General features: G+C 64.8%; 23 protein-coding genes and 2 pseudogenes. 7 read left to right on the top strand and 18 right to left on the bottom strand.

What is annotated here, in order from left to right; translation table 11 throughout:
• Window positions 1-117 precede the first annotated feature (117 nt).
• The gene (locus tag GFS60_RS32015; protein ID WP_159928274.1) at window positions 118-600 is read left to right on the top strand and encodes a hypothetical protein; all 483 of its coding nucleotides are present in this window, start codon (window positions 118-120) and stop codon (window positions 598-600) included.
• Window positions 601-1362: 762 nt separating this feature from the next.
• Window positions 1363-1542 (top strand): hypothetical protein, encoded by a 180-nt coding sequence (locus GFS60_RS32020; RefSeq protein ID WP_159928276.1) that lies wholly within the window; start codon window positions 1363-1365, stop codon window positions 1540-1542.
• Window positions 1543-1720: 178 nt separating this feature from the next.
• On the opposite strand, the gene GFS60_RS32025 is transcribed toward GFS60_RS32020, so the two are convergent.
• Window positions 1721-2722 (bottom strand): DUF4192 domain-containing protein, encoded by a 1002-nt coding sequence (locus GFS60_RS32025; RefSeq protein ID WP_159928278.1) that lies wholly within the window; start codon window positions 2720-2722, stop codon window positions 1721-1723.
• Between the two features lie 535 nt (window positions 2723-3257).
• The gene (locus GFS60_RS32030; RefSeq protein ID WP_159928280.1) at window positions 3258-3785 is read right to left on the bottom strand and encodes a hypothetical protein; all 528 of its coding nucleotides are present in this window, start codon (window positions 3783-3785) and stop codon (window positions 3258-3260) included.
• 577 nt (window positions 3786-4362) lie between these two features.
• Here GFS60_RS32030 and GFS60_RS32035 point away from each other — a divergent pair.
• Both GFS60_RS32035 and GFS60_RS32040 read left to right on the top strand, forming a co-directional pair.
• Window positions 4363-4788 carry a hypothetical protein gene (locus tag GFS60_RS32035; RefSeq protein ID WP_159928282.1) on the top strand — a complete coding sequence of 142 codons (426 nt, stop codon included), beginning with the start codon at window positions 4363-4365 and terminating at the stop codon, window positions 4786-4788.
• Window positions 4789-5061: 273 nt separating this feature from the next.
• Window positions 5062-5565 carry a hypothetical protein gene (locus GFS60_RS32040; protein WP_159928284.1) on the top strand — a complete coding sequence of 168 codons (504 nt, stop codon included), beginning with the start codon at window positions 5062-5064 and terminating at the stop codon, window positions 5563-5565.
• 8 nt (window positions 5566-5573) lie between these two features.
• Here GFS60_RS32040 and GFS60_RS32045 read toward each other — a convergent pair whose 3' ends face one another.
• On the bottom strand, window positions 5574-6296 hold the full coding sequence (locus tag GFS60_RS32045; RefSeq protein WP_236603598.1) for a hypothetical protein: 723 nt from the start codon (window positions 6294-6296) through the stop codon (window positions 5574-5576).
• Window positions 6297-6448: 152 nt separating this feature from the next.
• Window positions 6449-6685 (bottom strand): hypothetical protein, encoded by a 237-nt coding sequence (locus GFS60_RS32050; RefSeq protein ID WP_159928288.1) that lies wholly within the window; start codon window positions 6683-6685, stop codon window positions 6449-6451.
• Between the two features lie 129 nt (window positions 6686-6814).
• Here GFS60_RS32050 and GFS60_RS32055 point away from each other — a divergent pair, with 129 nt between their 5' ends.
• The gene (locus tag GFS60_RS32055; protein ID WP_236603599.1) at window positions 6815-8152 is read left to right on the top strand and encodes a hypothetical protein; all 1338 of its coding nucleotides are present in this window, start codon (window positions 6815-6817) and stop codon (window positions 8150-8152) included.
• 254 nt (window positions 8153-8406) lie between these two features.
• On the opposite strand, the gene GFS60_RS32060 is transcribed toward GFS60_RS32055, so the two are convergent.
• The 14 genes and pseudogenes from GFS60_RS32060 to GFS60_RS32125 all read right to left on the bottom strand — a co-directional run bounded on the left by GFS60_RS32060 (window position 8407) and on the right by GFS60_RS32125 (window position 18664).
• Complete coding sequence (locus GFS60_RS32060; RefSeq protein WP_159928290.1) at window positions 8407-8811, bottom strand: Lsr2 dimerization domain-containing protein; 405 nt, start codon at window positions 8809-8811, stop codon at window positions 8407-8409.
• Between the two features lie 123 nt (window positions 8812-8934).
• A pseudogene (locus GFS60_RS32065) lies at window positions 8935-9175 on the bottom strand (transposase); the annotation flags it as partial.
• 90 nt (window positions 9176-9265) lie between these two features.
• Entirely contained in the window at window positions 9266-9598 is a 333-nt protein-coding gene (locus GFS60_RS32070; RefSeq protein WP_159928292.1) for a hypothetical protein, read from the bottom strand.
• Window positions 9599-9737: 139 nt separating this feature from the next.
• On the bottom strand, window positions 9738-10040 hold the full coding sequence (locus GFS60_RS32075) for a hypothetical protein (protein WP_159928294.1): 303 nt from the start codon (window positions 10038-10040) through the stop codon (window positions 9738-9740).
• The gene (locus GFS60_RS32080; RefSeq protein ID WP_159928296.1) at window positions 10030-10188 is read right to left on the bottom strand and encodes a hypothetical protein; all 159 of its coding nucleotides are present in this window, start codon (window positions 10186-10188) and stop codon (window positions 10030-10032) included. Before GFS60_RS32080 ends, GFS60_RS32075 begins: the two co-directional genes overlap by 11 nt.
• A gap of 127 nt (window positions 10189-10315) precedes the next feature.
• Window positions 10316-10504, bottom strand: coding sequence for a hypothetical protein (locus tag GFS60_RS32085; RefSeq protein ID WP_159928298.1), 189 nt, complete (start codon window positions 10502-10504; stop codon window positions 10316-10318).
• Window positions 10501-11055, bottom strand: a complete 555-nt coding sequence (locus GFS60_RS32090; RefSeq protein ID WP_159928300.1) for a DnaB-like helicase N-terminal domain-containing protein — start codon at window positions 11053-11055, stop codon at window positions 10501-10503. The genes GFS60_RS32085 and GFS60_RS32090 overlap by 4 nt, the downstream gene beginning before the upstream one ends.
• A 57-nt stretch (window positions 11056-11112) precedes the next feature.
• The gene (nrdH, locus tag GFS60_RS32095) at window positions 11113-11346 is read right to left on the bottom strand and encodes a glutaredoxin-like protein NrdH (protein WP_159929103.1); all 234 of its coding nucleotides are present in this window, start codon (window positions 11344-11346) and stop codon (window positions 11113-11115) included.
• A gap of 491 nt (window positions 11347-11837) precedes the next feature.
• Window positions 11838-12203, bottom strand: a complete 366-nt coding sequence (locus tag GFS60_RS32100; protein WP_236603600.1) for a hypothetical protein — start codon at window positions 12201-12203, stop codon at window positions 11838-11840.
• Window positions 12204-12474: 271 nt separating this feature from the next.
• Window positions 12475-13077: a DUF6262 family protein gene (locus GFS60_RS32105; RefSeq protein WP_159927971.1), complete on the bottom strand. Its 603-nt coding sequence runs from the start codon at window positions 13075-13077 to the stop codon at window positions 12475-12477.
• Window positions 13074-15695 (bottom strand): tyrosine-type recombinase/integrase, encoded by a 2622-nt coding sequence (locus tag GFS60_RS32110; protein WP_236603571.1) that lies wholly within the window; start codon window positions 15693-15695, stop codon window positions 13074-13076. Before GFS60_RS32110 ends, GFS60_RS32105 begins: the two co-directional genes overlap by 4 nt.
• A complete protein-coding gene (locus GFS60_RS32115; RefSeq protein WP_201453678.1) occupies window positions 15692-16900 on the bottom strand; it encodes a tyrosine-type recombinase/integrase in 1209 nt (402 codons plus the stop codon). Before GFS60_RS32115 ends, GFS60_RS32110 begins: the two co-directional genes overlap by 4 nt.
• Window positions 16901-17054: 154 nt before the next feature.
• A complete protein-coding gene (locus GFS60_RS32120; RefSeq protein WP_159928304.1) occupies window positions 17055-17531 on the bottom strand; it encodes a hypothetical protein in 477 nt (158 codons plus the stop codon).
• Between the two features lie 242 nt (window positions 17532-17773).
• A complete protein-coding gene (locus GFS60_RS32125; RefSeq protein WP_201453689.1) occupies window positions 17774-18664 on the bottom strand; it encodes a hypothetical protein in 891 nt (296 codons plus the stop codon).
• 318 nt (window positions 18665-18982) lie between these two features.
• Here GFS60_RS32125 and GFS60_RS32130 point away from each other — a divergent pair.
• A pseudogene (locus GFS60_RS32130) lies at window positions 18983-19252 on the top strand (transposase); the annotation flags it as partial.
• Between the two features lie 305 nt (window positions 19253-19557).
• Window positions 19558-20619 (top strand): LamG-like jellyroll fold domain-containing protein, encoded by a 1062-nt coding sequence (locus GFS60_RS32135; RefSeq protein ID WP_159928306.1) that lies wholly within the window; start codon window positions 19558-19560, stop codon window positions 20617-20619.
• Window positions 20620-20621 lie beyond the last annotated feature (2 nt).

Raw genomic sequence — 20621 nt, forward strand, 5'->3', positions numbered from 1 at the left:
TGAGGCACGAAGTAGAGCTGAGGCACGAAGTAGAGCTGAGGCACGAAGTAGAGCTGAGGCACGAAGTAGAGCGTGTGCACCAGGACGATTGAGACCAAGCGGTCTAGGATGATGCACATGACGTCTACCGCGAACAAAGTAAGCGCGAGAGAACGTGCTCGCTCCGCCACTTCCGCGCGCCTTGCTCGCGAGCAGGAACGCATCAAGCAGAACGAAGATGACCTCGCTGCGTTCTTCAAGGCGCAGGAGACCAGTGAGAAGGTTGAGTCGGATGCCGAGACGCGAATTGCGCGGATCCGCGACGAGACGAAGACGAAGCTGGTTCAGTCGGAATCCACTCAAGCGCTGGCGCTGCTCGCATTGAAGAACCGTGGCGAGTCCGTGGCCGCGATTGCTGAGATGGCGGGACTGTCGAGCTCGGAGGTAAACCGGCTACTGAAGATCGCGCGTCAGAGCGCGGCCGCGGAGTTTGGCGACGGTCCGCGGCCACTGAAGGGCGCGGACGGTGACACGCCTTCGACCACAGCCGCCACCGATCCGGAAGCATCACAGCCTTCGGAGCGCTCGTCCGATGAGACTCCGTCCGCAGTGGCATCCTGACCACCAGTTACGAGTGATGCGATGTCGACCCGCACGCGATTGTCCCCAGTGGGGTGTCAGCGACCGATTGTGCGTTGCATGAGATCGAGCGGAGCGGGCCAGGAATGTCGGGCATCCACATGAGGGATGTCGCTGTCCCCGATTGGGGGCAACCGCCCGCGCCGCAGTCGTGGAGTCCGGAAGCGTTAGGTGCGGAGAAGTGGAACCCTGATGCCTGAGCCCCTAACGCTTCCGGCGCCGGGTGACCCGGAGCTGGCGAGGTTCGACAGTTTCGTTGTTCGTGGACCCAGGGCGACCGACTGCTGGTTGTGGCGGGGTGCCGTGGCTGACGATTCCTACGCGAGATTTTGGCTCATGCGTGGCGGGCGACAGCGGGTGGTTCGTCCGCACCGGTACGCCCTGTCCCTCGAGCTCGGGCGTCCCCTCACCGATGACGAGGTCGCGTTGCACGAAGTGTGTGACAACCCGATCTGCGTTCGGGCGTCCTCGCAAGCGTTAGGTCCTCCACATGTGGTGCTGGGAACGCAGGCACAGAATCTCGCCGGGATGGGTGCAAAGGGTCGTGGTGGCGGCCGCGGGCAGACATGGCGTTGGTACGGGCCGGACCGTGCAGCTCGGGTCTCTCGTTCGCGGGCGTTACGGGATGCGGTGCGTAACGGGTGGGACGACGATGCAGTGCAAGCAGCGCTGCGAATGTCGGATGAACCAACACTGTTCTGACAGAGCACCAATGATGAAAACCGATGATGGGGAGCGTGTGTAGTGGAGGAATCGCAGATCGAAACCCGGCTCCGGGCGTTGGTCGTGAACTCGGCCAACCCGAGCGGGGCGGACCTCACCGCCATCGTCGAGGGCACACCAATCGAGGACGTCCGGCCCGAAGCGCCGACGGTCGACCTGGTGTACCCGCCGGCAGAAATAAGTCGGCACTTTCGGTACTGACCGTCACGTCCCGCCGCGCCACAAGTAGCCGCGTGGGCTCTGTGTCGCGCAGTGGGTTGTCGGGCTCGATGCCCGTCAACCCACCACAGGGGTCGGGACCCGCGCGACCACAGCGACGCACGCACCGGTGCCCTGCCTCTTCGTGGTGAAGGGGCAGGGCACCGGTGTGTGTTGTGTGTCAGTCGATGTCGACACCAAGCTCTTGTGCCTTGGCCACGCCGATGTCGATGAGCTCGGAAAGGTGAACGGGGTTCAGCCCGTGCCGGATGCTGTGCTCGAGCAGTCGCAGCAACTTCATTCCCAGCTCGTGGCCACCGGCGGCGGAGTCGGCTCGCTCGCAAGCTATGCGGGCCTCGACGCCGTGTCCGGCCATGTAGGCGAATAGTCCGGCGATGGTGAGCATGTGAGCGCGAGCCACGCCCCGCAGGTGACGGGAAATGTGCACGGTCGCGGCGGTGGCGTCCTCGAGTCCGTGACGACCGGCCGCGATGATCGCATCGCGGCGCTCGCCGCCCAGTGTCGCAACCATTCCGACGCGTCCGGCGAGGTCGGCGCTCGGCTGATCGCCTGTGCGGACAACCTCGAGCAGTTCGGCGAGGGTGGCGCGCACGAAGTCGTCGCCCTGTTCGACGCTGGCGGTGTGGGCGCCGCGCATGTCAGCCTCGGCCGCGAGACCATAGCGGGCGTAGAGGGCGGCGGCCGACGATGCGACGTTGCGCCCGTACAGCACTGCGGCCACGGACACATCGCTGAATCGGTGATCTGCGGTCACACCCATCTCGAGGGTGTCGAGGTCGGTCCACGTTGCGCCCTCCTCGATGTTGGCCGTGTGCAGCATCCGCACTGTGGGGATGTTGTGGTGCGCGAGGTGTTCGCGTATGGCGAGCGCGTTGCTGATCGCCTCGTCGATCACCACGGGCGAGCCGTCGACGATCACGACGGTGATCGCGCCGGTGACGTTCTCCCGGTGCCCGATCGCGGCCAGTGTTCCGCTGTGGCGGTCGATGCCTCGGTCGTCCGCGTCGGTGCGAGCGGCGAGGAGGATCCGCGTCTCGGTGTGGTCGTCCACGATGCTCTCGGTGAGCAGAAGCATCACGATCGAGAAGACTGGAACGAAACCGAGCAGAGCAGGAATTGACGCGACAACATCGGTGGCGGTGGTAAGGCGAATGGACTGCATGACGCTCCTTCGATCGAACACGGTGACCGGGCCACGTGGCCCGCCAATTTTTTTGCCCTTCTGGCGAAGGAGAATCGGATCGGCATGAGGGGGCCGGAGTGCAACTTCTGAGCCGGGAAAGTTTCTCGTCGAGCGCAGCGAGTCGAGAGAAGTTTCCCGGAGCCGTAGGCCGGAGCGCAGCGGAGTCAGGGGTTGCGCGCAGGTCACCGCCGATCAGAATCGGAAGGCCAGAAGGGCAAACAAATCAATGCTCTTCCCGGGCGGAGCGCAGCGCAGCTCCTCTTGGGGGACACCGCAGGTGGCCGGCCGCCGAGCAGGCGCCATCCCCACCGGCGGCAAAGGATCCAGAACTGACCGCCTATGACCCTCGAATGCCCGGCTCTAGATCGTTCGGGGTGTCCCGATTGACGCCCCGGAAGCAGAATCATCACCGGACGGGTCAAACGGGAACGCGCAGCTCAGGGAGTCTCGGTCAACGCCCCGCTTCCGGAGATGTGCCGATCAACGTTCGGCTTGCGGGGAACCGGTCGCGGGTTTACTCGGGCTCGAGCTTGAGTGCTTCGAGTCGCGGATCGGACAAGACCGCCTCGGCGAGTGCACCATCGTTCGTGGCTAACAGGGTGCTGTCGGAGTCAATTCCGGTTGCAACACACCAGGTGTGGTCGTCCGGCCACCAGAAGTTGGGGCACAGGAACGGATGGGGAAAATCCGGGAGATCATTTTCCGCCTGAGCCGTGCGATAGGTAAAGTCGGCGCCTTTCACGCTCGCGGCATGCTTCCACTCGACGCTGACCTCGGCGATTCCTTCCCAGATGAGGCCGAACCGAGCGCTGTCCGCCAGGAGTTCTTCGAGAGGACGCAGAACCTCGGGTGGCGGGCCGCCCAGGCTCGGGTCCCGGTCGTAGACATCGTCGAACACACTGGCAGGCCGGATGCCGACAAGGTCACCAAATTGGGATCGGTGAGACAGCGAGGTTCCGTAGAAGGCTGCGACGTCACCCCAGCGAACGACGGATTGACCGTAGTGGGCAGGATGCAGAATCCGAATAGTCGTGCCGAACACGCACCCCATCCATGGTCGCCCGTCTGCGTCGTATAGGTGCGGATACGAAAACGGTGCGAGCCAGCGATCTGGCTCGATGGCCGAAGACTCGGCCCACGAGAGCAACCTCTCCCCACTCATGGGACTCGGTCCTCGCTCACCAGTCCATTGTGTCCGACGAACCAATCCACTGTCTGACGGATCTGCTCGTTCACGTTTCGGCAGACTGGGTACAAGCTCGACCGGTCAAGGAGGAAGAGGGCACCGGTCGCCGATCATCAACCAGGACTGGCGAACACACGAGCGTCCCGTCCGTTGTCGTTATGAATCGCCGTCGATGCGCCGGATCCGCGCCACCCTTTGAATTCGCGACAAGCGGATCACAGCCTGCCGACGCGGCCGCCGATGACCCGACGGCTGACAATCCCTAACACCGATTTCCACGTTGCCGGCCCCAGGGCACCGGGACCCTGCCAGCAAACCCAGGCCGAGACCGCCCACGGCCCCGGCTGGAGCCTTTACTTCGCGATGCCGCCAGAGCACCCTGGCAGGTGCATCCCGCATCCTCTTTCGAACCACAGACCCGGGAGATTCCTCGATGCGAACACACGACCGACTCCCCGGCACCTCGCTCGTCGTCGGCTCCGCCATCGGAGTCGCGGCCGTGCTGCTGTTTGGGGCGCCGCCGGCCACCGCGGCGCCGACCGACACCGTCTTCCCCATTCCGGTCGCCGGGATCGGAGTTGGTGTGACCGGACTCCCTAACGCGGGCCACTTCTACATGACCGCCACCACAGACCCGGACATGCCAGGAGTCACCCGCGTGGGCCCCTACACCGGAGTCTTCGTCCACTGGCGGAACATCTCGACCGGCGAGGGCGGCATCACGTACCTCGACAACCCCGGCGGCACGCAGATCCGGACCGGTTCCGGGATGGTGGTTGCAGCGGTCACCGTGCCCGACCAGGCGGGAACCCGAGTACTCGCCCTCGTACCCGGCGCCGGCGCCTGGTCCGTGCCGTAACTGTCTGACACCCGCGCCAGGGTCGCGGCAAATAGGACGCCCGATACCAGATCTTCACCGGTGAGACCCGATGAGCACCTCCGCGGGTGGCCTATTACCGATCCGTCAATGGGTCGGATCGCCTTGTCGAGGGACTCTCGTCTGCCGGGTTTCACGGCGTGATGGCGTCGATGAGGCTAACGTCCTGACCATGCCTATCCGGGTCGGTGTCGCGTCTCTGAGCTGGTTTTCGGGTATGTGCCGCCGTCGAGCTACGTCCACATCGGGAGAGCCATGTCGTGGCACATAGGCATGCTTCCACCGGAAACATCCGACCTCGGCGCCATCGCGCACGGGCCTGCCATTCTGGCGCGCAGCCAAGGCCTGGAGGTGGGCCTCCGCACGATCATCGCGTACAAGGGTGGGCTGGAAATCGCTGTGGTGGTCGTCGCCACGGGCGCGCATGCCGACGTCGCCGAACGCCAGTACAGGGCGCCGGCCGAGATCGACCCGGTCACCGGACGCCCGAACCCCCAACCGGTCTTCGGGGTGGCCTTCCGGTTCAGTGCCGCCGACGACTCGACCGAGCAACCCTTTCCCCGCCGCAGTACCGCCGCAAGGTCGAAGCCCGGCGTGTTCCGTCGCGAATTCTTGTACACCACGACTGAACTTCCGCGCTCCACCCTTCTGCGATATCTCGTCGCCTGGCCACAGGTCGGGCTTTCCGCCACCACAGTCGAACTCACACTCCCTGACCCGGATGATCTGCGTCGCCACATCATCCCCATGCCGAACTAAGCCGGTCATCAGGGGATGTCGGGTTCCATCAGGACGAGCGTGCCCGGAGGTGACTGCAACTGAAGGTCGAGTAGTTCGGCTACGACCCGGTAGCGTCCAGCCGCAAAATCCTCGATGTCCGATGCGAGGTTCACCTGCAGGGACATGCGGTCGCCCGGCGCAAGGTCGGGCAGTGGAGGTGCGTGGGTGAAGAACAGCACGCCCGTTCCCGTTCGTTCGCCGTCCGGTCCGAGCACCCACCCGTGGACGGTCATGTGATCGCCGACGTCGTTCATCCAAAGGTGGTCGGCGGTATTGAGCAGATCGATCGACACGTTCGGCTGTGTGCCCACCGTGGCGGTCTGCTCGGCTGGCCACCGCAGTTCCAGCCCCGCCCGCCGGGCTGCACAGGGCCGCCGCACCGGGACCGGGCCGGGATCGGTGCTGACGGTCCAGGCTTCTCCGATCCAGTGCAGGAACACCAGTACCCACGCATTTCGCTGGTGGGGGTGTGGCGCGGCGAAGACGTCTCGTGGGTTGTCGATGAACTCCCAGCTGGGGAAGATCGGTCGCCATCCCTGGCGGGGGAGATCGAGCAGGTCGTCGGGAGAGCGCAGGGTGAGCTTGCGGCCACTGATCAGGTCCCACAGCGACGAACCGGGTCCTTCGAGCGTCGCCGGATCGACTTCGAGGGAGCCGAGCTGAACCAGCCCCGGGTCTGACCGGTTCTCTTCGGAATCCGACCTCGTCATCATCGAATTATCGCGCGCTGTCGAACCTTTTGTTCACATGATGCCCACCGACGAAAGCAGGTCACCGGTCAGCGATCGGCAAACAGGGCAGCTCGCTGATCGGAGGGCCGATGTCGACGAGCGCAGGTCGAGGTCCGAGTTGCTGGTGGGACTTACGCCCCGCCGCCGCCGGCTCCGCCGCCGCTGCTGTTGAAGGGAAAGATGTCGGTATGCGTGCCGTCCATGCGTCGCGGCGAGAGTGACGAGTACGGGCTCGGTTTCCGATCATGCAGCAATCCCCGCAGGGTGATTCCCAGCCCTCGGAGAGTTCTCGTGAACCAGTTTCCCGAACGAGCCGGTGCGGTGGCGGACTCGTACGGGATGGGCTCCTTGCGGACGTAGTGCTCCATACGCCCAGCGTAGTCAGCATGGATACCGATGTCGTCGGCTTTCTGGCCTTGACGGATCGTCGGCTTGCGGGCTCGCTCGCGGTTCGAACGAGAGACAGAGCTGCGTGGGTTACCGTGAATCGTGACTCGATGAGGGGGGTGCTTGTGGTCGAGGACGGGGCCCGGAGATGGCGCGACAGCACGTGGTTCGACGTGGTCGTCATCGTCTCGATCGTTGCGGCCGGAACCGTGGTGGCCGGCTTGCTGAACGACTACGAGGCCGGTGAGCCGGGTGCCGACCGTGCGTACTCCTATGTGTCCGAACCCGTGCCGTACCCGGTGCGGATACCGGGGTGCGATGCGGTCGAACCGCCCTCGGAGCCGAAACGCCTCACCTTCGCCACCGTCGGTCCTCAGGGCTACGACGACCCGAGGTATCCGTGGTTCTCGGGGGCGAAGGCGGCGGCGATGACAGAGGCCGCCGTTGATGCGCTACCGGACTCGGTGGAGTTGGTCTTCGCCAGTCCAAGCCAGTCTCTGCAGTTCGAGCCGATCACCGATGTCGACCCCTCCGCCTTCCCGCAGGAGGAGGATGCGGACCTGTTCAACGGGTCGACCAACGCTCGCGGCTCGCTGATCCGAGACGGCCACGTCGGCACCGTGACGGTCGATGTTCAGGCATGGGACCGCCCCGTCCTGCCGTGCGTGGCAGGGGCGTTGGATCGACGCGACACCCGCCCGGACGGCACGGTGCTCGACTCGCTGGATACCTGGTATGAGGTCAACGGTGTACGCACCCTCGAACGCAGGGTCGTTGCGTACCTTCCCGACGGCACTCGGATCATGGCTACGGCCAGCGACGCCGACAACACCGACCCGAGGGCGGGCAGCCGGCACAGCGGGCAGGTCCCGTTGACCCTCGACGAGTTGACCGCGATCGTGACCACCCCGGCATTGACGGTGACCGCGCCGGTCATCCCGGCCGTGCCATTGATGCCATCCTGCGGGGCCTTCACCGATTGGAACGGGCCGGAGCTGACCCGGGAGAAAGTGGCCCGGCTCGACCGTGCGCTCGAAGCGCGGTGGGCGAGCATGCCGGGAAGCAGCGACCTCATCCTGGATCGGCCGATCGGATCACTCCGGTTGACCGACTTCGGTAAGGACACCGTCTGCGAGGTGGTCACCGTGACATCGGCTGTCGGGGCAGGGCGCCTGGAGATCGTCGTCGTCAGTGGTCAACCCGCGTCGTCACGCCAGGATGCGTACCTCAACGACATCGACCCGAATCGCATCACCGCCGTGTCCCCGGACGGGGCCACCGTCACTCGCGGGTTCTACCCCGATGACGGCAGCGCCTACTTCTCGATCACTCGTCCCTCCACCCAACAGATCATCATCAGCACCACTCCGATCAGGGGCTCCACCGTGCCGGTGACACTGGAGCAGATCGAATACCTGGCCACCGCACCCGAACTCGACCTGGACTGAAACCCGCGGACCAAAATCCACACGCCGATGGGCAGCCGATGGCACTGCGAGCGGTGACCAGAGGGGGAGAGGCAGCCTGGCCGCTTCAGCACACCGGATCAGCTCGTCGATGCTGTCGGGATTGTCGCCGCAGGCGATGCCGGTGCGGATTGCCAACCGCCCGATCGTCGGTAGGTCTTCGCTTCGGATCGGGCAACGACGGTGGGGTCGCCGAGCCAGGACCGCGATAGTCGTTCGGGGATGGTTGAGGGCTATTACCCCAGTGCGCGTGGCCGCACCCCTCGCGGACGAGTAGTCACCTTCGAGGGCAGCCAAAGCCTGAATGCTTCGGCCGTCGCTTCCTGCAAAGTCGTCCCACGGGTGGCTACTTCGATTTTCACCTGCTGCAGCAAGTCTGGGTCCAAGCGGGCGGAGAACTGTGCACGCGTCGTAGCACCTACGGACGGGGCAGCAGACCTGGACGAAGTCGTCGGTTCGAGTGATCGGGTGGCATGCTCGATGAAGTAACCGATCTTCCTGTGGAACTCGCTGGCGTGCTCGTCCTTCAGGTCGATTTCGTACTCGACACCGTTGACCGCGAAGGTGATTTTCTCACCTTCGTCGCCGAACACTGTCCCGTCGATGTCGTCAACGAGTTCGACAACCCTCTTACGAGCCACAGTGCCCCCGATTCCTCGTGTGTGTCTCGATACAGTTCTAGCGCACAGTACTGGGAGCTGCGCGAAAAGGGGGTGAACGTCGTCGAGCGCCCGGGTCCGTCCGCCAAAGCGGTGTTGCCGTCGCTACCCGATCGCCAGCGAAGTCGGTTCGGTAAGGCGTCGGAAGATGCCTTGGCCTGAGTCGATCAGTGTGGCGAGTCGTTCCGCCGGGGTGTCCCATCCGAGGACTTTCCTGCCCGTTGGTGTTCTCGTTGGTTCCTCGCTGCCAGGGCGAGTGCGGCTCACAGAAGTACACGGGTATGCCGGTGGCGGCGGTGAATTCGTGGTGGCGGGCCAGCTCGGAGCCCTGATCCCAGGTCACCGAGCAGGCAGCCGCCATCCCCACCGGCGGCGGAGGGTCCAGACCCGACCAACTGCTGCCGTGGTGCGTGCGCCAGGTGGTGTAGTTGACCGCTTAGGACTCTCGCGGCCGCTCGGGTGCCCACTTGGAGGGCTTGCGTGTGTGGTTGGTCGCGATGGGGGCGAGGTGGTGTAGCCCAGGGAGGCTGTAGACGTTCAGGGCGAGCTGGGATCGCCAGAGCTTGTGTTTGATCGCCCAGAGCCAGTGTCCGGCGAGCCACAGCCCGATACCGGCTGCCAGGGTGGGGATCGCTCGTGGATCGGCTGTGTGGGTTGCGAGCCGGAGGAGGCTGATGAGGATGAGGACGGCTCCTGCGAATCGGGCGAGTCCTGAGCCGAATAACCACACGGCCCATGCAGCAAGTGCGGCGAGTGCTAGTGCTCCCATTGCGGCACCCTTTCTGGGTTGTTCGTGTGGGGCGGGCTGACACAGTTCTGCGGGGCTATTGCGGTGTGTGGGTGTAGAAGTTCCGGAGGATGAACCGCTGCGGGTGCCCGTCATACACCGCGGCCGATCGCGTCGGTGTTTATCGCGCGTTGCGTAGGGCGTCGAGGAGTCTATCCACGAGTGTGAAGGCGTCGTCGCGGTCGAGGATCACGCTCTGGCCGTAGGTCCAGATCTCGACGCCGTCGACGAGTCCGTCGATGGTGGAGGAGATCGGGTTCGCTTCGATTCCGATGGGCCTGTCGGTGCTGCCCGTATTCGCTTGTTCGGTGTGGTCGTCGAACCCAGTAGCTTCCGGCTGTTCACGGGATCGGGGACCGCCGGACGGGACGGTTCCTCCGTCGATCTGCTGATGAAGGTTGGTGCTGGACTGTTCAGTGGTCATCGTTGTGGTGGTCCTGCCCGGTGGTGAGGGAGTGAAGTAGATGTGCGCGTAGGAAGTTCATCAGGATGGTGTTTCCCTCGGTGTCGAGTGCGGTGGTGAGGTCGATCCGCTCGTGCTGGGAGTGGGGGTTGTGCGCGGTGTCAGTCACAGGTTCCTCCGGTTGAGCTACCGGCCGCGTCGTGGATGATCGTGGGGCACTGCTGGTGGTGCCCGACCGCTGCGCGTCCGGCCATGGATGTGGGTGTGGGTGTGGGTGTGGGTGCGTGAGGGGTCCGTCAGAACAAGGTGATCTGAGATTGGGCGGCGGCGTCATCGGTGCGTTGCTGGTAGGCGGTGGCGAAGGCTTGCGCGGTCCCTTCGGTGCATCCCAACTCCCTGGCGACCTGTGTCCAGGTGAGTCCGGAGTTGTGGAGTTGGAAGGCGTCGCGTTCGTCGTCGGTGCACAGTTCGGGGTGGATGCTCACTGGTTGTCTCCTTCGATGGCGTTGCGGCGGTCGGTGAGTGCGCGTTGGCGTCGGCCGAGGTCGCACATGTGCGCGTAGAGCTGGTCCTCGGAAAGTTCCCGAGCGGCCTGGGTGAGTGCGGTTGCTGCGGTGGCGAAGCTGCGCCGGTATGCCTGGCTGAACAGGGCGCGGGCGTAGTGATCGATCGCGGCGTGTTCGGCGCCGAGGGTGGTGATGTTGGCGAGGTGGCGGGAGCGTTCGGATCCGTGATGACCGGCGAGGTCACCGGATCGCTCGAGCGCTGCCCCGACCATCGCCGCATTGTGGGGTGCCCCGCTCTCGATCAGGCCGCGGATCAGGATGAAGAACTCGCGGTGGATGGGGCGCGCGAAGTCGGTGGGTTCGAGGATGCCGACGGAGTGTTTCGCAGCTGCCGGGGGTGCCCACAACAGTGCGCACAGGAAGAGCGCTTCCACGTCTGCGTGGAGGTCGTCGGCGAAGTCTTGTGGTTGGAGGGGCTCGGTGTCGGCGGCCTGCGTCTGTCCGGGGACGAGTGCGAGTGCTGCGCTCACGGGGCGGTCCTTTCGTGTGGGCATGGTGTCGGCTGGCCGGGATCAGGGATTGCGGTCTCAGGCGGCGGCCGCGATGACGTCCTTAATGTGTCGAATTCGGAAGCCGGACCAGCGCTGGTCGCCGGCCACGACGACGGGCGCCTGGAGGTAGCCGAGGCTCCGCACGTAGTCGCGGGCTTCGGGGTTCTCGGTGATGTCGACAGCCGTGTACTCGATCCCTGCTTTGTCGAATTGCATAAACGTCGCGTTGCACTGATCGCAGCCCGGTTTGGTGTACACGGTGATTACCACAATTTTCCCCTCTGCCCGAATTTCGATTACGTTTATCTTATCGAATTGAGCGCCCATATCCAAGCCTTCCGAAGTAGTTATTGCGGTAATTACACCAGCCATTCATATAACACTTTCCGCGTCATTTTTCGGCACCGCCAGCACGCTTCCCAACAGCGCTTACCTGGAGATCTACCATCTCCTCACCTGGCCTCGGAGCCGCTTTCCCCTGGTACTGGCGAATGTTCTGGCGGGGCGGCGGTGCGTCAAGGTGAGCGGGGAAAGTTTTCCGCGATATAAGGGAGCGTGCGACCGCGTGGAGAAGTTTTGCGAGCGACCTTGATGCGTGGTCGTGCCGGTAGGAGAATGAGAAAAATAAGGGGATGGTGCCGGAATTGTTTTGGGTTTCTCCGACCTCTCGGCGTTTTATCTTTTTTGACCCATTTATTTCGGTGGTGCGGTGCATGGCGGTTACGCTTCCCCGCCATGCACCGCGTTTGTGGGCTCCTGGGTCAGACGTCGGTTATCTGGGCGCTGGCCGCGGCGGCGGCGACGTCGATCGTCACCTTCTCCAGCGCGGTTCGTGGCACATTCCAGTACCGGCCGTCGTCGCCGCCCAGCTCGGCGATCTTCACCGTGGCACCGTTCGAGAGGACCACGAATAGCGTGGTCGGATCGATCTTCCGGGCCTGCTTCACCCGCACCGTGGACCCGGTCGACAAGGGCGCGACCGCGACGATCGGTTTCGCCAGCAATTCCTCGGGAGCGGGCATCAGCACGGCGGGCTGTGCCCTCACTCCGGGGCCGATACCGTCGAGTGGCTTGAGCTCGTAGTTCACCTTCAACCGGCGCACCACCTCGAAAACGCGCCCCTTCATGTCCTTGTTCGCGACCGCGGGGTCGATGATGACGCGGTCGCCAGCCTGGAAGATGTTCCTCGACTTTACCGACCGCGGACACCGCATTTTGCTTCTGGCCTGCGCGTATTCGAAGCGTACATGTGCGCGATGATGTCACGGGTTGTTGATGCTGGCGTGTCGGACCACTTTCTCGTTCGAGCTCAGCCCAGCGGTGCGTCCACCGTCCCCAGGTATCCGGGCGCCGTTCGGTCGACAACGTCCCGTGGAGTTGAATCAGATTGTGCTGGAGCTAGATCGGTGATCGCTGGATGGTGGTCGGATCTGCCAGGCGGGTCTCGAGGTCGGCGATACGCCGATCTTGGAACCGCAGGTTGGAACGGGCAGCAGTCAACCGCTCATCGAGGTTGCGGTTGTCGGTGGTGAGTTGGCGGACCCGCTGTTTGAGTGTGGTGTTCTCGGTAGTGATGCGGTGGATGGCTTCCTCGCTCCATTCGGCTTCCATGTCGCGGATTCGGCCGAGGAGTTCGCCGATGCGGTTGCGTTGGGCCAGGATTTCGGCGTTCGCGGTCTTGAGCCCGTTTTCGGCGTTGAGAGCGCGCTCTCGCCAGGTCGCCTCGTGCTGGTCGTGCTGGTGGACAGCCGGGTGGCGGGACTGTTGGCCGGTGTCGGCTTTCGCGGTTTCTACTGCCGTTCTGGCCGCAGGGTTGGTGTAGAGAAACGTCCGAGAGACACCTGCGCGGCGGGCGACGGCGGCGACGGTGACCGGGGCCGGTTCTCGGTGCAGTCGGGCAATGGCCTCATGAACGCGGTCGACCGCGGCCTGAGCGTCGCGGCGCCGGGAGACCAGCGCGGCGGCGGTGCGGGTTTGGGGTGGGTTTTGGCTACTGCTCATGCGCTGGCTTCTCCGTCGGTCTCGTCGGTCTCGTCGGGTGCTGCTGTTATGGCATCGGTGAGGTCGGTGGCACGGAAGGCGGTTGACCAGACCCGGTGAAAGTAGTCCTGGGGTTTGCGAAGGTCCAGCGCGAGCGCCTGGTCGAGCAGGCCAAGCCCGGCCAGGGCCTTCTCGAGTCCGTCGATGGCGCGGGCGGTGGGCTCGAAGTGCTGGTGCAGGTAGTCGGCGGTGGCGTCGTCGGGTGCACCCTCGGCGAGTTGTCGCCATTGCTCGCGTTTGCGTCGCCAATACAGCAAGTCCGCTCCGGACAGGACGAACTTGTCGCAGCCGTGGCAGTTCAGCGCCCAGGGACAGGCACCGCCGTCGACGACGGGTTGGAAGGTGCAGAAGCCGCCTTCGGCAGGGGTGCTGCGCCGGGACAGGTCGATCGCCAGCGTCTGGGCCTGCGTGCGGGTCATCGGTGCGGTGTCGCCGGCGAGGAGTTCGCCGGGGTGGGCGGCGCCGGGACCGGCGACCCAGACCTGTTGCAGTACGTCCTCGAGATCCGAATGCGACAGGTGCACATAGTGTTCGGCCATCCGATCGCTGACCTGGCCCAGATAGGTGCGGATGTGAGTCAAGCTTGCGCCGGCGCGCAGCAAATTCGTGGCCAGCGTATGGCGGGCCTGGTGGGGCACCCATCGGCCGATTTCGAGCGAATCGACCCACGCGCTGAAGTTTCTGTGAAAAAAGGAATGGGTCAACGCGACGGTGCCTTCGGGGTTGCGCTGCGGCGTCGGGAACAGCGCCAGGCGACCGCGTTCGGTGTCGGTGGGTCGGCGCCCGTGCTCGGCGACGAATCGATCCAGGGTCTTGCGTTGGCGTTCAGCCAGCACCTCGTGGAGACGCTCGGGGATCCGGATCGCGACGTCATAGTTGCCGACCTTGGTCTGGTCGTGCCAGAACATCGGTAGGCCGCCGTAGCGGCCCAGACAGTCCCAACGGAGCTGCAGCACCTCTCCAATGCGACGACCGGTGGTGACGGTCGTTTCCCACATATCACGCAGCCCGCGGTCCAGCGGATCGTGGACCTCGTCGAGTCGCCGCAGATTCTCCGGATCGGCGAGCGCGCGAGCGACCTCGTCGGGAAATGGTCGCCGCGCGGTCCGGCCCGTTGATGCCCCGGCCGTAGGAAGTGCGACGATGAACTCCCGCCCCAGACCGATCCGGTCGGCGGCACCGCTGTCCATCGCGGCGCGCAGCATCTTGCGTAGCGCATTGAATACCGTCGACCGTGTCGTAGTGGTGACGACGCTGGCAGTCCCGTCAGGTCGCTTGATGGCCAGCGACGGCGACCCGTCGCGTTCACGGCGGCGTTGGTCGGTGACGAATCGACGCATGTGATCGCCCTGCAACAGGGTGGGATCGTTCCCGCCGTCGGGGGCATCGTGTTGCAGGAATGTGCCCAGTTCCATTGCTGCCCTGAGCAGCCCATCGTGAACGTGGCCGGAACGTGGGCAGCGCGGCGATTGCAGCAGGTCGGCGAGGTAGTCCCAGACCAGATCCCGCAACCAAGTTGGGCCGATGCCGGTGAGGTCGATGTGACTGGCCCGCCGCTTGAACCGCACCCCGAAGTGCTCGGTCTCGAGGAATCCGGCCTCTTTCGCCTGGGCAGGGGTGAAGTAGACCATCCGAAGCTCGTGCAGGATCTCCTTGACCATGGAGCCGGGAAACTCCACCGATCCACCGGCGCCGATCTCGAACCCGATCAACGACTCCACTTCGAGGGTTCGGCACGTCGCCACTAGTGAGCGAAGCCAGCCCAGTTCCCACCGGCTGGGTCGGACTCGCTGCGTGTGGATGAACAGGCCCCATTGAATTTCGGCCCGCACCAGTGGCCGCAACCCGAGCAGGTTGATCTGTCCCGGCCACGGGGATGCGCGCACGGTGGCGCACCAGCGACCGAACGCCTCCTCGTCGTCGTATCCGACCGGGACCGGCCGGCCGTACCGCTCGTAGCGGTGCCACCACGTCGGCGGCAACACCGCCGCGCCGGGTCGGTGCTCACGCTGGTACCGCCGACTGTGCCAGAGACACAACCCCAGCGGCGACTCGGCGAGGTTCACACACACCGCCACCAGGCAGGATCCGTAGCCCGGCAGCGGCCGCTGCCCGGAGAGCCATCCGTCGAAGTCGTCGGACTCACCGGCGGACTTCCGGTGCTCGCGCCACCGACTCATGTGTCGCTGGCACAGCAGCAGGTCGGACTGCGCGGCGGGCCGGTCTGGGCACACCCGGCAAATCAGCTCCTCGATCCGCACGTATCGCTCCAATCCCTCTGCGGCGGTGAGGAACGCGGCCTTACCGCCGCCACGTTCTCGGTCCTTCGCTCGCAACAAGAGATGTTCCGTGCAAAAGTCCGTGGAGTTGGCGCGGGTCCGCTCGCACCGCTCGACAACGCACTCCCACCGGTAGACAGGGTGTTGCTGCGGAATCCGGATCACGTCCAACCGGAAGATCGGGTCGAAGTCGGGGCCGCCGATCAGCGCCGTGAGAATCTCGAGCCGGTCGCGGCCGCCCCGGTCCGGACGATCCCGACACGAGTGCGGCGATCCGGCACGGGTTCTCCCGGCCGTCATCGCCCTTCTCCCCACACCCGCCGCAACGCCGCGTCAAAGGCCGGGTCGTGGACATCGACGTGCCCGTAAACCTCGTCGACCATCGTCGCCGAGGCCCAGCCGCCTGCGTCACGGGCGATCAACAGGTTGCCGCCGGAGGCGTCGAGCACGGCCGAGGTGAACGAATGCCGAAACGCATGGGGTTTCACCGGTCCCAGGCCGGCGCGGTCTCCGGCCCGGCGCAGCACCCGCCGGGCGGCGACCGGAGCCCACGGCCGCCCGACGGCCCTGCCGTGCAGCTGAACCAGCAGCATTCCGTGATCGGTTCGTCCACGCGGATATTCGGTGGTGATGTAGTCGAAGTAGGAGTGGATCATGGCGGGGCTGACCCGCTTGATCAGCCCGCCGGTCACCGTGCCGTTCTCGAGGCGCCAGGGATGCTTGGTCTTGGCCTCGGCCCGATTCGGGTTGCCGGGGCGGTAACAAACGTGCAGATGCGGGGAACGGCACTGGCCGCAGGCCGCGTTCTCCCGCAGGTGCAGGTCGACCAGGTGCAGCCCGCACAACTCGCCGATCCGCAGCCCGCCGTCGGCCAACCAGGTCACCACCATGCGGTCGCGGGCCGAGTTCACCGTCTCGAGCAGTTTCTCCCGTGCGCCGTCGGGCAGCATCTTCGGATGTCGGCGGCGAGGTCCCGTCGGCGCGAGCGGATTTGCCGGTATCGACGTCGTCGTGTGCCCCAAGAATGTGCGGCGTCGATCCGCCCGCGTCGGCAGCCGACTTCTATCCAGTCTCCGACCGAGCTCGGCGTTCACCCCGAGCGCCGCCTGATGCAGATAGAAGCCCTTCAGACAGGCTGCCGTGGTCGACAGCGCCGCATGCCCGTACGGGCGTTTCCCGACCCGCCACGGCTCGCCCAACGGCATCGCCACCTCGGCGCCGACGATGCCCATGTACCGCTCGAGATCCCGCAGCACCACTCTGTCCAACGCCAGGCACTCGCGCTCGAGCCAGCGCAGGTGATCCACCAACAAGTAGGAATAGGTCCGTTGGGTGCCCGACCCGTCGTGCTCGCGCAGGAACCGGTCCGCCTCGCGATGCTCCGTTCCCTCCGGCCAGACGATCGTCCACGACCGCCTCCCATTTCGCCGGTCGATCCGCTGAACCCGGAGGTCCCCTACCACCACTCGCATCGCCACACGCCCTTCGAGTCTCTGTCTGAACATGACGAACATCCCGAACCCTGGTCGGTAAACAACCACGGGACATCCCGAAAGTCGCGCAGGACGAACGGCGTGTACGGATATATCTGCGGTCGGTAAATTCGACATAGTCTTTTGTTCTCCTTCGGTAGTGGATACGTGGGGGGTGGTGTGGTGGTTATGCGGGGATCCAGGTCACGCCCTGGTCTCCGATGAGGGCGAACTTCCCGGCCGGTGCACCGCCGGTGTACTGGTGCAGTGCCGTGCGGGCGCGGGTGACCGCGCAGCCGAGTGCATCGGGGGAGTCGCCGGGCGCGACGACGCTGGCCTCGCCCATTGCCAGGGCGACCGAGTCGCCTCGCGTGTCGTAGAGGCCGACGGCCCAGCTCGTGACGGGTTCCCCGGCCGCCACGGCGGGATCACCGTTGGTGGTGGCAAGGAGGTAGATCGATCGGCCGTCGGGGGCGTAACCGGCATTGCCGGTGAGGGCGTAGCAGTTGCCGCCGGTTGAGGCCACGTCGGGATCGGTGACGCCGATTGCCGCGAGTCGGGTCAGCTCGCGGGCGTAGATTTCCTTCAAGGTGCCGTAGTGGGGGTAGTCGATCAGCTCGGATGTCTCTTCGACGGGAGCCACGGGTGATGTTGATGTGCCCATGTGAGAGGACCTTTCGTTCGGAGCCGGACCGCTTGCAGCGGCCCGGGTTGTTGGGGTGCGCCGAGCGGGTGGCCGGCGGAATGCGGGAGTCCGTCTCTTCGGCCACACCCCGCGCCGCCGGGTGCCGGTGGTGAGTGGTGTGGGGATGTTCGGCGCGGGGTGTGGCCGACCGCGTTTTCGCGGTGACCGGCTGGCCCACGGGCCGGGGCGGTGGTGTTCCGTCCCGGCCGGTGGGGGGTCGGTCAGTCGAGGGTGACCTGATCGGCGGTGCGGGTGCGGGCGATGACTTCCTCGACCTCGGTCAGGGTGTGCCCGTTCTCGGCGAGGAACGCGAAGTATCCGGCGCTGCCCTGCGGACGCCACCGCCACGCATCCTTCACCATCCGCGCTTCCAGACCGGCGAGGACCAGGGCCAGGGTGATCACCTGGGCGCGGTTGTCGCTGGCCTTGTCCACCATCGTCACGAGCGCCTCGGACGTGGCGATACCGGAGTTTCCGAGGATTTCCCCGACTACCTCACCGGCCTTGTGCTCGGTCAGCAATCGCGGATCGGCGGCAAGAGTCGCCGCGACGAACTTCGCTGCCGACTTCGGTGGGGTCTTCCGGGTCAGGAGAGTCCGCAGGAAGTCGCGGCGGACGGTGGTCGCCGCAACGGCTTGCTTGTTCAACGCGATGACCTGCCGACGCTCCTTGCGGGCCTGCGCCTTCTCCTCCGTCTCTCGGCGGGCCGCTGCCACGGCCGCGTCCTCGCCGCTCATGCCATCCTCGGCGGGTGCGACGGTGCGGGCGGCGGCGAGGATCGGGGAGAGGGCCACCCCGGCACCCTCTGAATCCAGGCACACGTACTCCGGCACCCACACCTGGCGCACCTGCACGGTGTTCGCGTGCCGGTAGCCCTCTGCCGGGGTGGCCTCGTCTTCGTCCTCGGTTCCCCAATCGACACTCTCGGCGTCGATCTCCTCACCGCTGGCGGTATCGACGTAGTGTTCGGCCTGGGTCAGCCACACCGCCCACTTGGTCGGGTCGTTCTCGGTGTCGGCTTCGGTGACCTCGCCGCCTTCCGTGTGGACCAGGTCCGTGAGCAGCAAGTCGCGGGCGTAGCCGGGTTCCTCGGTGAGGATCGTGTATCCCATCACCGCGTAGGGCTGGGCGGCGTCGGCGCGTGCGGCCTTCTCGGCGCGGTCGTTGCGCAGGCGCTCGGCGGTGAAGCGGAAGTTCCACCGGCCGTTGTTCAGCAGCTCCTCGACGGCGTCGCTGTCGCCCGCAGCTTCGATTATGTGGACAACTCCAGCGGGTCAAACTTCAGTTGATCTCGTGGAGTTCTGGGTTGCGTCCATGAAGATGGTGTACGGACCCGATTCGGATCTGACCGGCGTGTCGTAGCCCAATAAGGCGGCCATCGCGTGACTCTTCGAGAGACCGACCAAAGTCACTCGATGAAGGACCACGCGATGACCACTGCCCACGATATCGACCTGCACCAGTTCCTGACCGACCGGCTCACCGACGCCAGCCCGGACCTGCTGCGCAGTCTGCTGTCTACGTTCATCGACGCGCTGATGGGCGCCGAGGTCGACAGCCTGTGCGGCGCCGGCTTCGGTGAACGCTCCGACGACCGCGTCAACAGCGGCAACGGCTATCGGCACCGGGATTTCGATACCCGTGCCGGCACATTCGATATCGCGATCCCCAAGCTCCGTCAGGGCTCGTACTTTCCGGACAGTGAGAATGACGGGTGCGAGTTCACGGGTCGTTCGCAGCGGTCAAGGATCGACACGCCGCGCGGAGGGTGTGGCATGTGCGCCGCCGCCGCGGCTCTCGCGTACTCGCGCGGGCTGGCGGCAAGCGCGGTCCGGACACGGTTGGCGGAAGGCACGCGAAAGTACCAACCAGTTTGGAGTTGCTCCAATGAGGACACTTTCACCAAGCTGAGATCTACATCAGACTTAGAATTGAGTTGATTCTTTCGTGCTTGGGTTATTGATGTCCGGGTATCAACAAGTCCGATTGTGAAACGGGGATGGCGATGGCCGATCCGTGGGAGCTGATTCTTCACCACACATACGCCGGCACGCCTGGCGTCATCTACGACCTGTCGCCGGCACACGGCAGCCACGGCGTTGTTCAAGGTCCTGTGCTTTTCCTTGCCGACGGCGCACAACCAGGAACTGGTGCAATAACGAGAGGTTTCGGCAAAGGAAGGGTGCGCGTCAAAGGCGGTCGAGGCTGGGAGAAGCTGGACGCAATACGCGGAGAGATCGTATTCTCGGGCGTATCGTTCGTCGTGCTGTCGGGTATGAAGTATCTCATCGACTGCGAACAGTTCACGGTGGTTTTCTCGCGACCGAAACCAAATGTGACGTCCTTCACCGTTGTCTTCAGGGCCGGTGCCTGGTCCAGTGCGGTCACTGCCGAAGGCACCCTGGCAGAGGGCCAGTGGACTCGGTTGGAGTTCGAGTACGACGGCGTTTCCCGTGCGACCCTCTCCATGGACGGCAAACTCGCGGCAGTCAAAACAGGGGTGTTTCCTCCGCTTCCCGGTGCATCACCAACCTGGCTCACGATCGGTTCGAATCCAGACATGGATTGGTGGTCGGAGTACGAAGGCCTAATCGACGAGATAAAGATATGGCGGCGAAATCCGCAGGTACTGGGCGCCAACTTCCTTGAGAGACCCTACGACAAGGAAACCGCCGACTGTTGGGCGAACTGGGGCCGGGCTTTCGCTGAATGGCTGCAACAAAATGCCCAGTGTGGACAATTGTTCGAGAGTGTCACTCATGATCTTGTTGGGGCATTCCGTACAGTTTCCGCCGACCCTGTTTTACGTGAGCGGCTCGACAATGCTGTTAAAAAGTACCTGACGCAATGGCATTCTGGGAATCTGAACAGTGACGAGATGATCCAGGCGCTCCGCGAAATCGCGAATATTCTGGACGCCGTCGGTATCGACATGCACGCAACCCTGGACTCCCTCTTCGGGTCAGAGTGTTGGAAGCAGCTCATAGCCGAGGTGCCGCGTCCGGACTGTGACAAGCAACTGACCGGAATGCTTACCGCACTCGCTCAGACGCTCGAAACGGAGTAGTC

The organism is Rhodococcus sp. WAY2 (assembly GCF_009859915.1).
GTDB classification, from domain to species: Bacteria; Actinomycetota; Actinomycetes; order Mycobacteriales; family Mycobacteriaceae; genus Rhodococcus_F; species Rhodococcus_F oxybenzonivorans.

Bases quoted from the DNA above. Each gene is read 5' to 3' on its own strand.
- GFS60_RS32120 (WP_159928304.1), bottom strand. From the start codon at position 17,531: ATGGGCACATCAACATCACCCGTGGCTCCCGTCGAAGAGACATCCGAG.
- GFS60_RS32125 (WP_201453689.1), bottom strand. From the start codon at position 18,664: ATGGGATACACGATCCTCACCGAGGAACCCGGCTACGCCCGCGACTTG.
- GFS60_RS32045 (WP_236603598.1), bottom strand. From the start codon at position 6,296: ATGACGAGGTCGGATTCCGAAGAGAACCGGTCAGACCCGGGGCTGGTT.
- GFS60_RS32050 (WP_159928288.1), bottom strand. From the start codon at position 6,685: ATGGAGCACTACGTCCGCAAGGAGCCCATCCCGTACGAGTCCGCCACC.
- GFS60_RS32015 (WP_159928274.1), top strand. From the start codon at position 118: ATGACGTCTACCGCGAACAAAGTAAGCGCGAGAGAACGTGCTCGCTCC.
- GFS60_RS32110 (WP_236603571.1), bottom strand. From the start codon at position 15,695: ATGACGGCCGGGAGAACCCGTGCCGGATCGCCGCACTCGTGTCGGGAT.
- GFS60_RS32025 (WP_159928278.1), bottom strand. From the start codon at position 2,722: ATGCAGTCCATTCGCCTTACCACCGCCACCGATGTTGTCGCGTCAATT.
- GFS60_RS32115 (WP_201453678.1), bottom strand. From the start codon at position 16,900: ATGTTCAGACAGAGACTCGAAGGGCGTGTGGCGATGCGAGTGGTGGTA.
- GFS60_RS32040 (WP_159928284.1), top strand. From the start codon at position 5,062: ATGTCGTGGCACATAGGCATGCTTCCACCGGAAACATCCGACCTCGGC.
- GFS60_RS32075 (WP_159928294.1), bottom strand. From the start codon at position 10,040: ATGACCACTGAACAGTCCAGCACCAACCTTCATCAGCAGATCGACGGA.
- GFS60_RS32135 (WP_159928306.1), top strand. From the start codon at position 19,558: ATGGCCGATCCGTGGGAGCTGATTCTTCACCACACATACGCCGGCACG.
- GFS60_RS32100 (WP_236603600.1), bottom strand. From the start codon at position 12,203: ATGAAGGGGCGCGTTTTCGAGGTGGTGCGCCGGTTGAAGGTGAACTAC.
- GFS60_RS32055 (WP_236603599.1), top strand. From the start codon at position 6,815: ATGAGGGGGGTGCTTGTGGTCGAGGACGGGGCCCGGAGATGGCGCGAC.
- GFS60_RS32070 (WP_159928292.1), bottom strand. From the start codon at position 9,598: ATGGGAGCACTAGCACTCGCCGCACTTGCTGCATGGGCCGTGTGGTTA.
- GFS60_RS32105 (WP_159927971.1), bottom strand. From the start codon at position 13,077: ATGAGCAGTAGCCAAAACCCACCCCAAACCCGCACCGCCGCCGCGCTG.
- GFS60_RS32035 (WP_159928282.1), top strand. From the start codon at position 4,363: ATGCGAACACACGACCGACTCCCCGGCACCTCGCTCGTCGTCGGCTCC.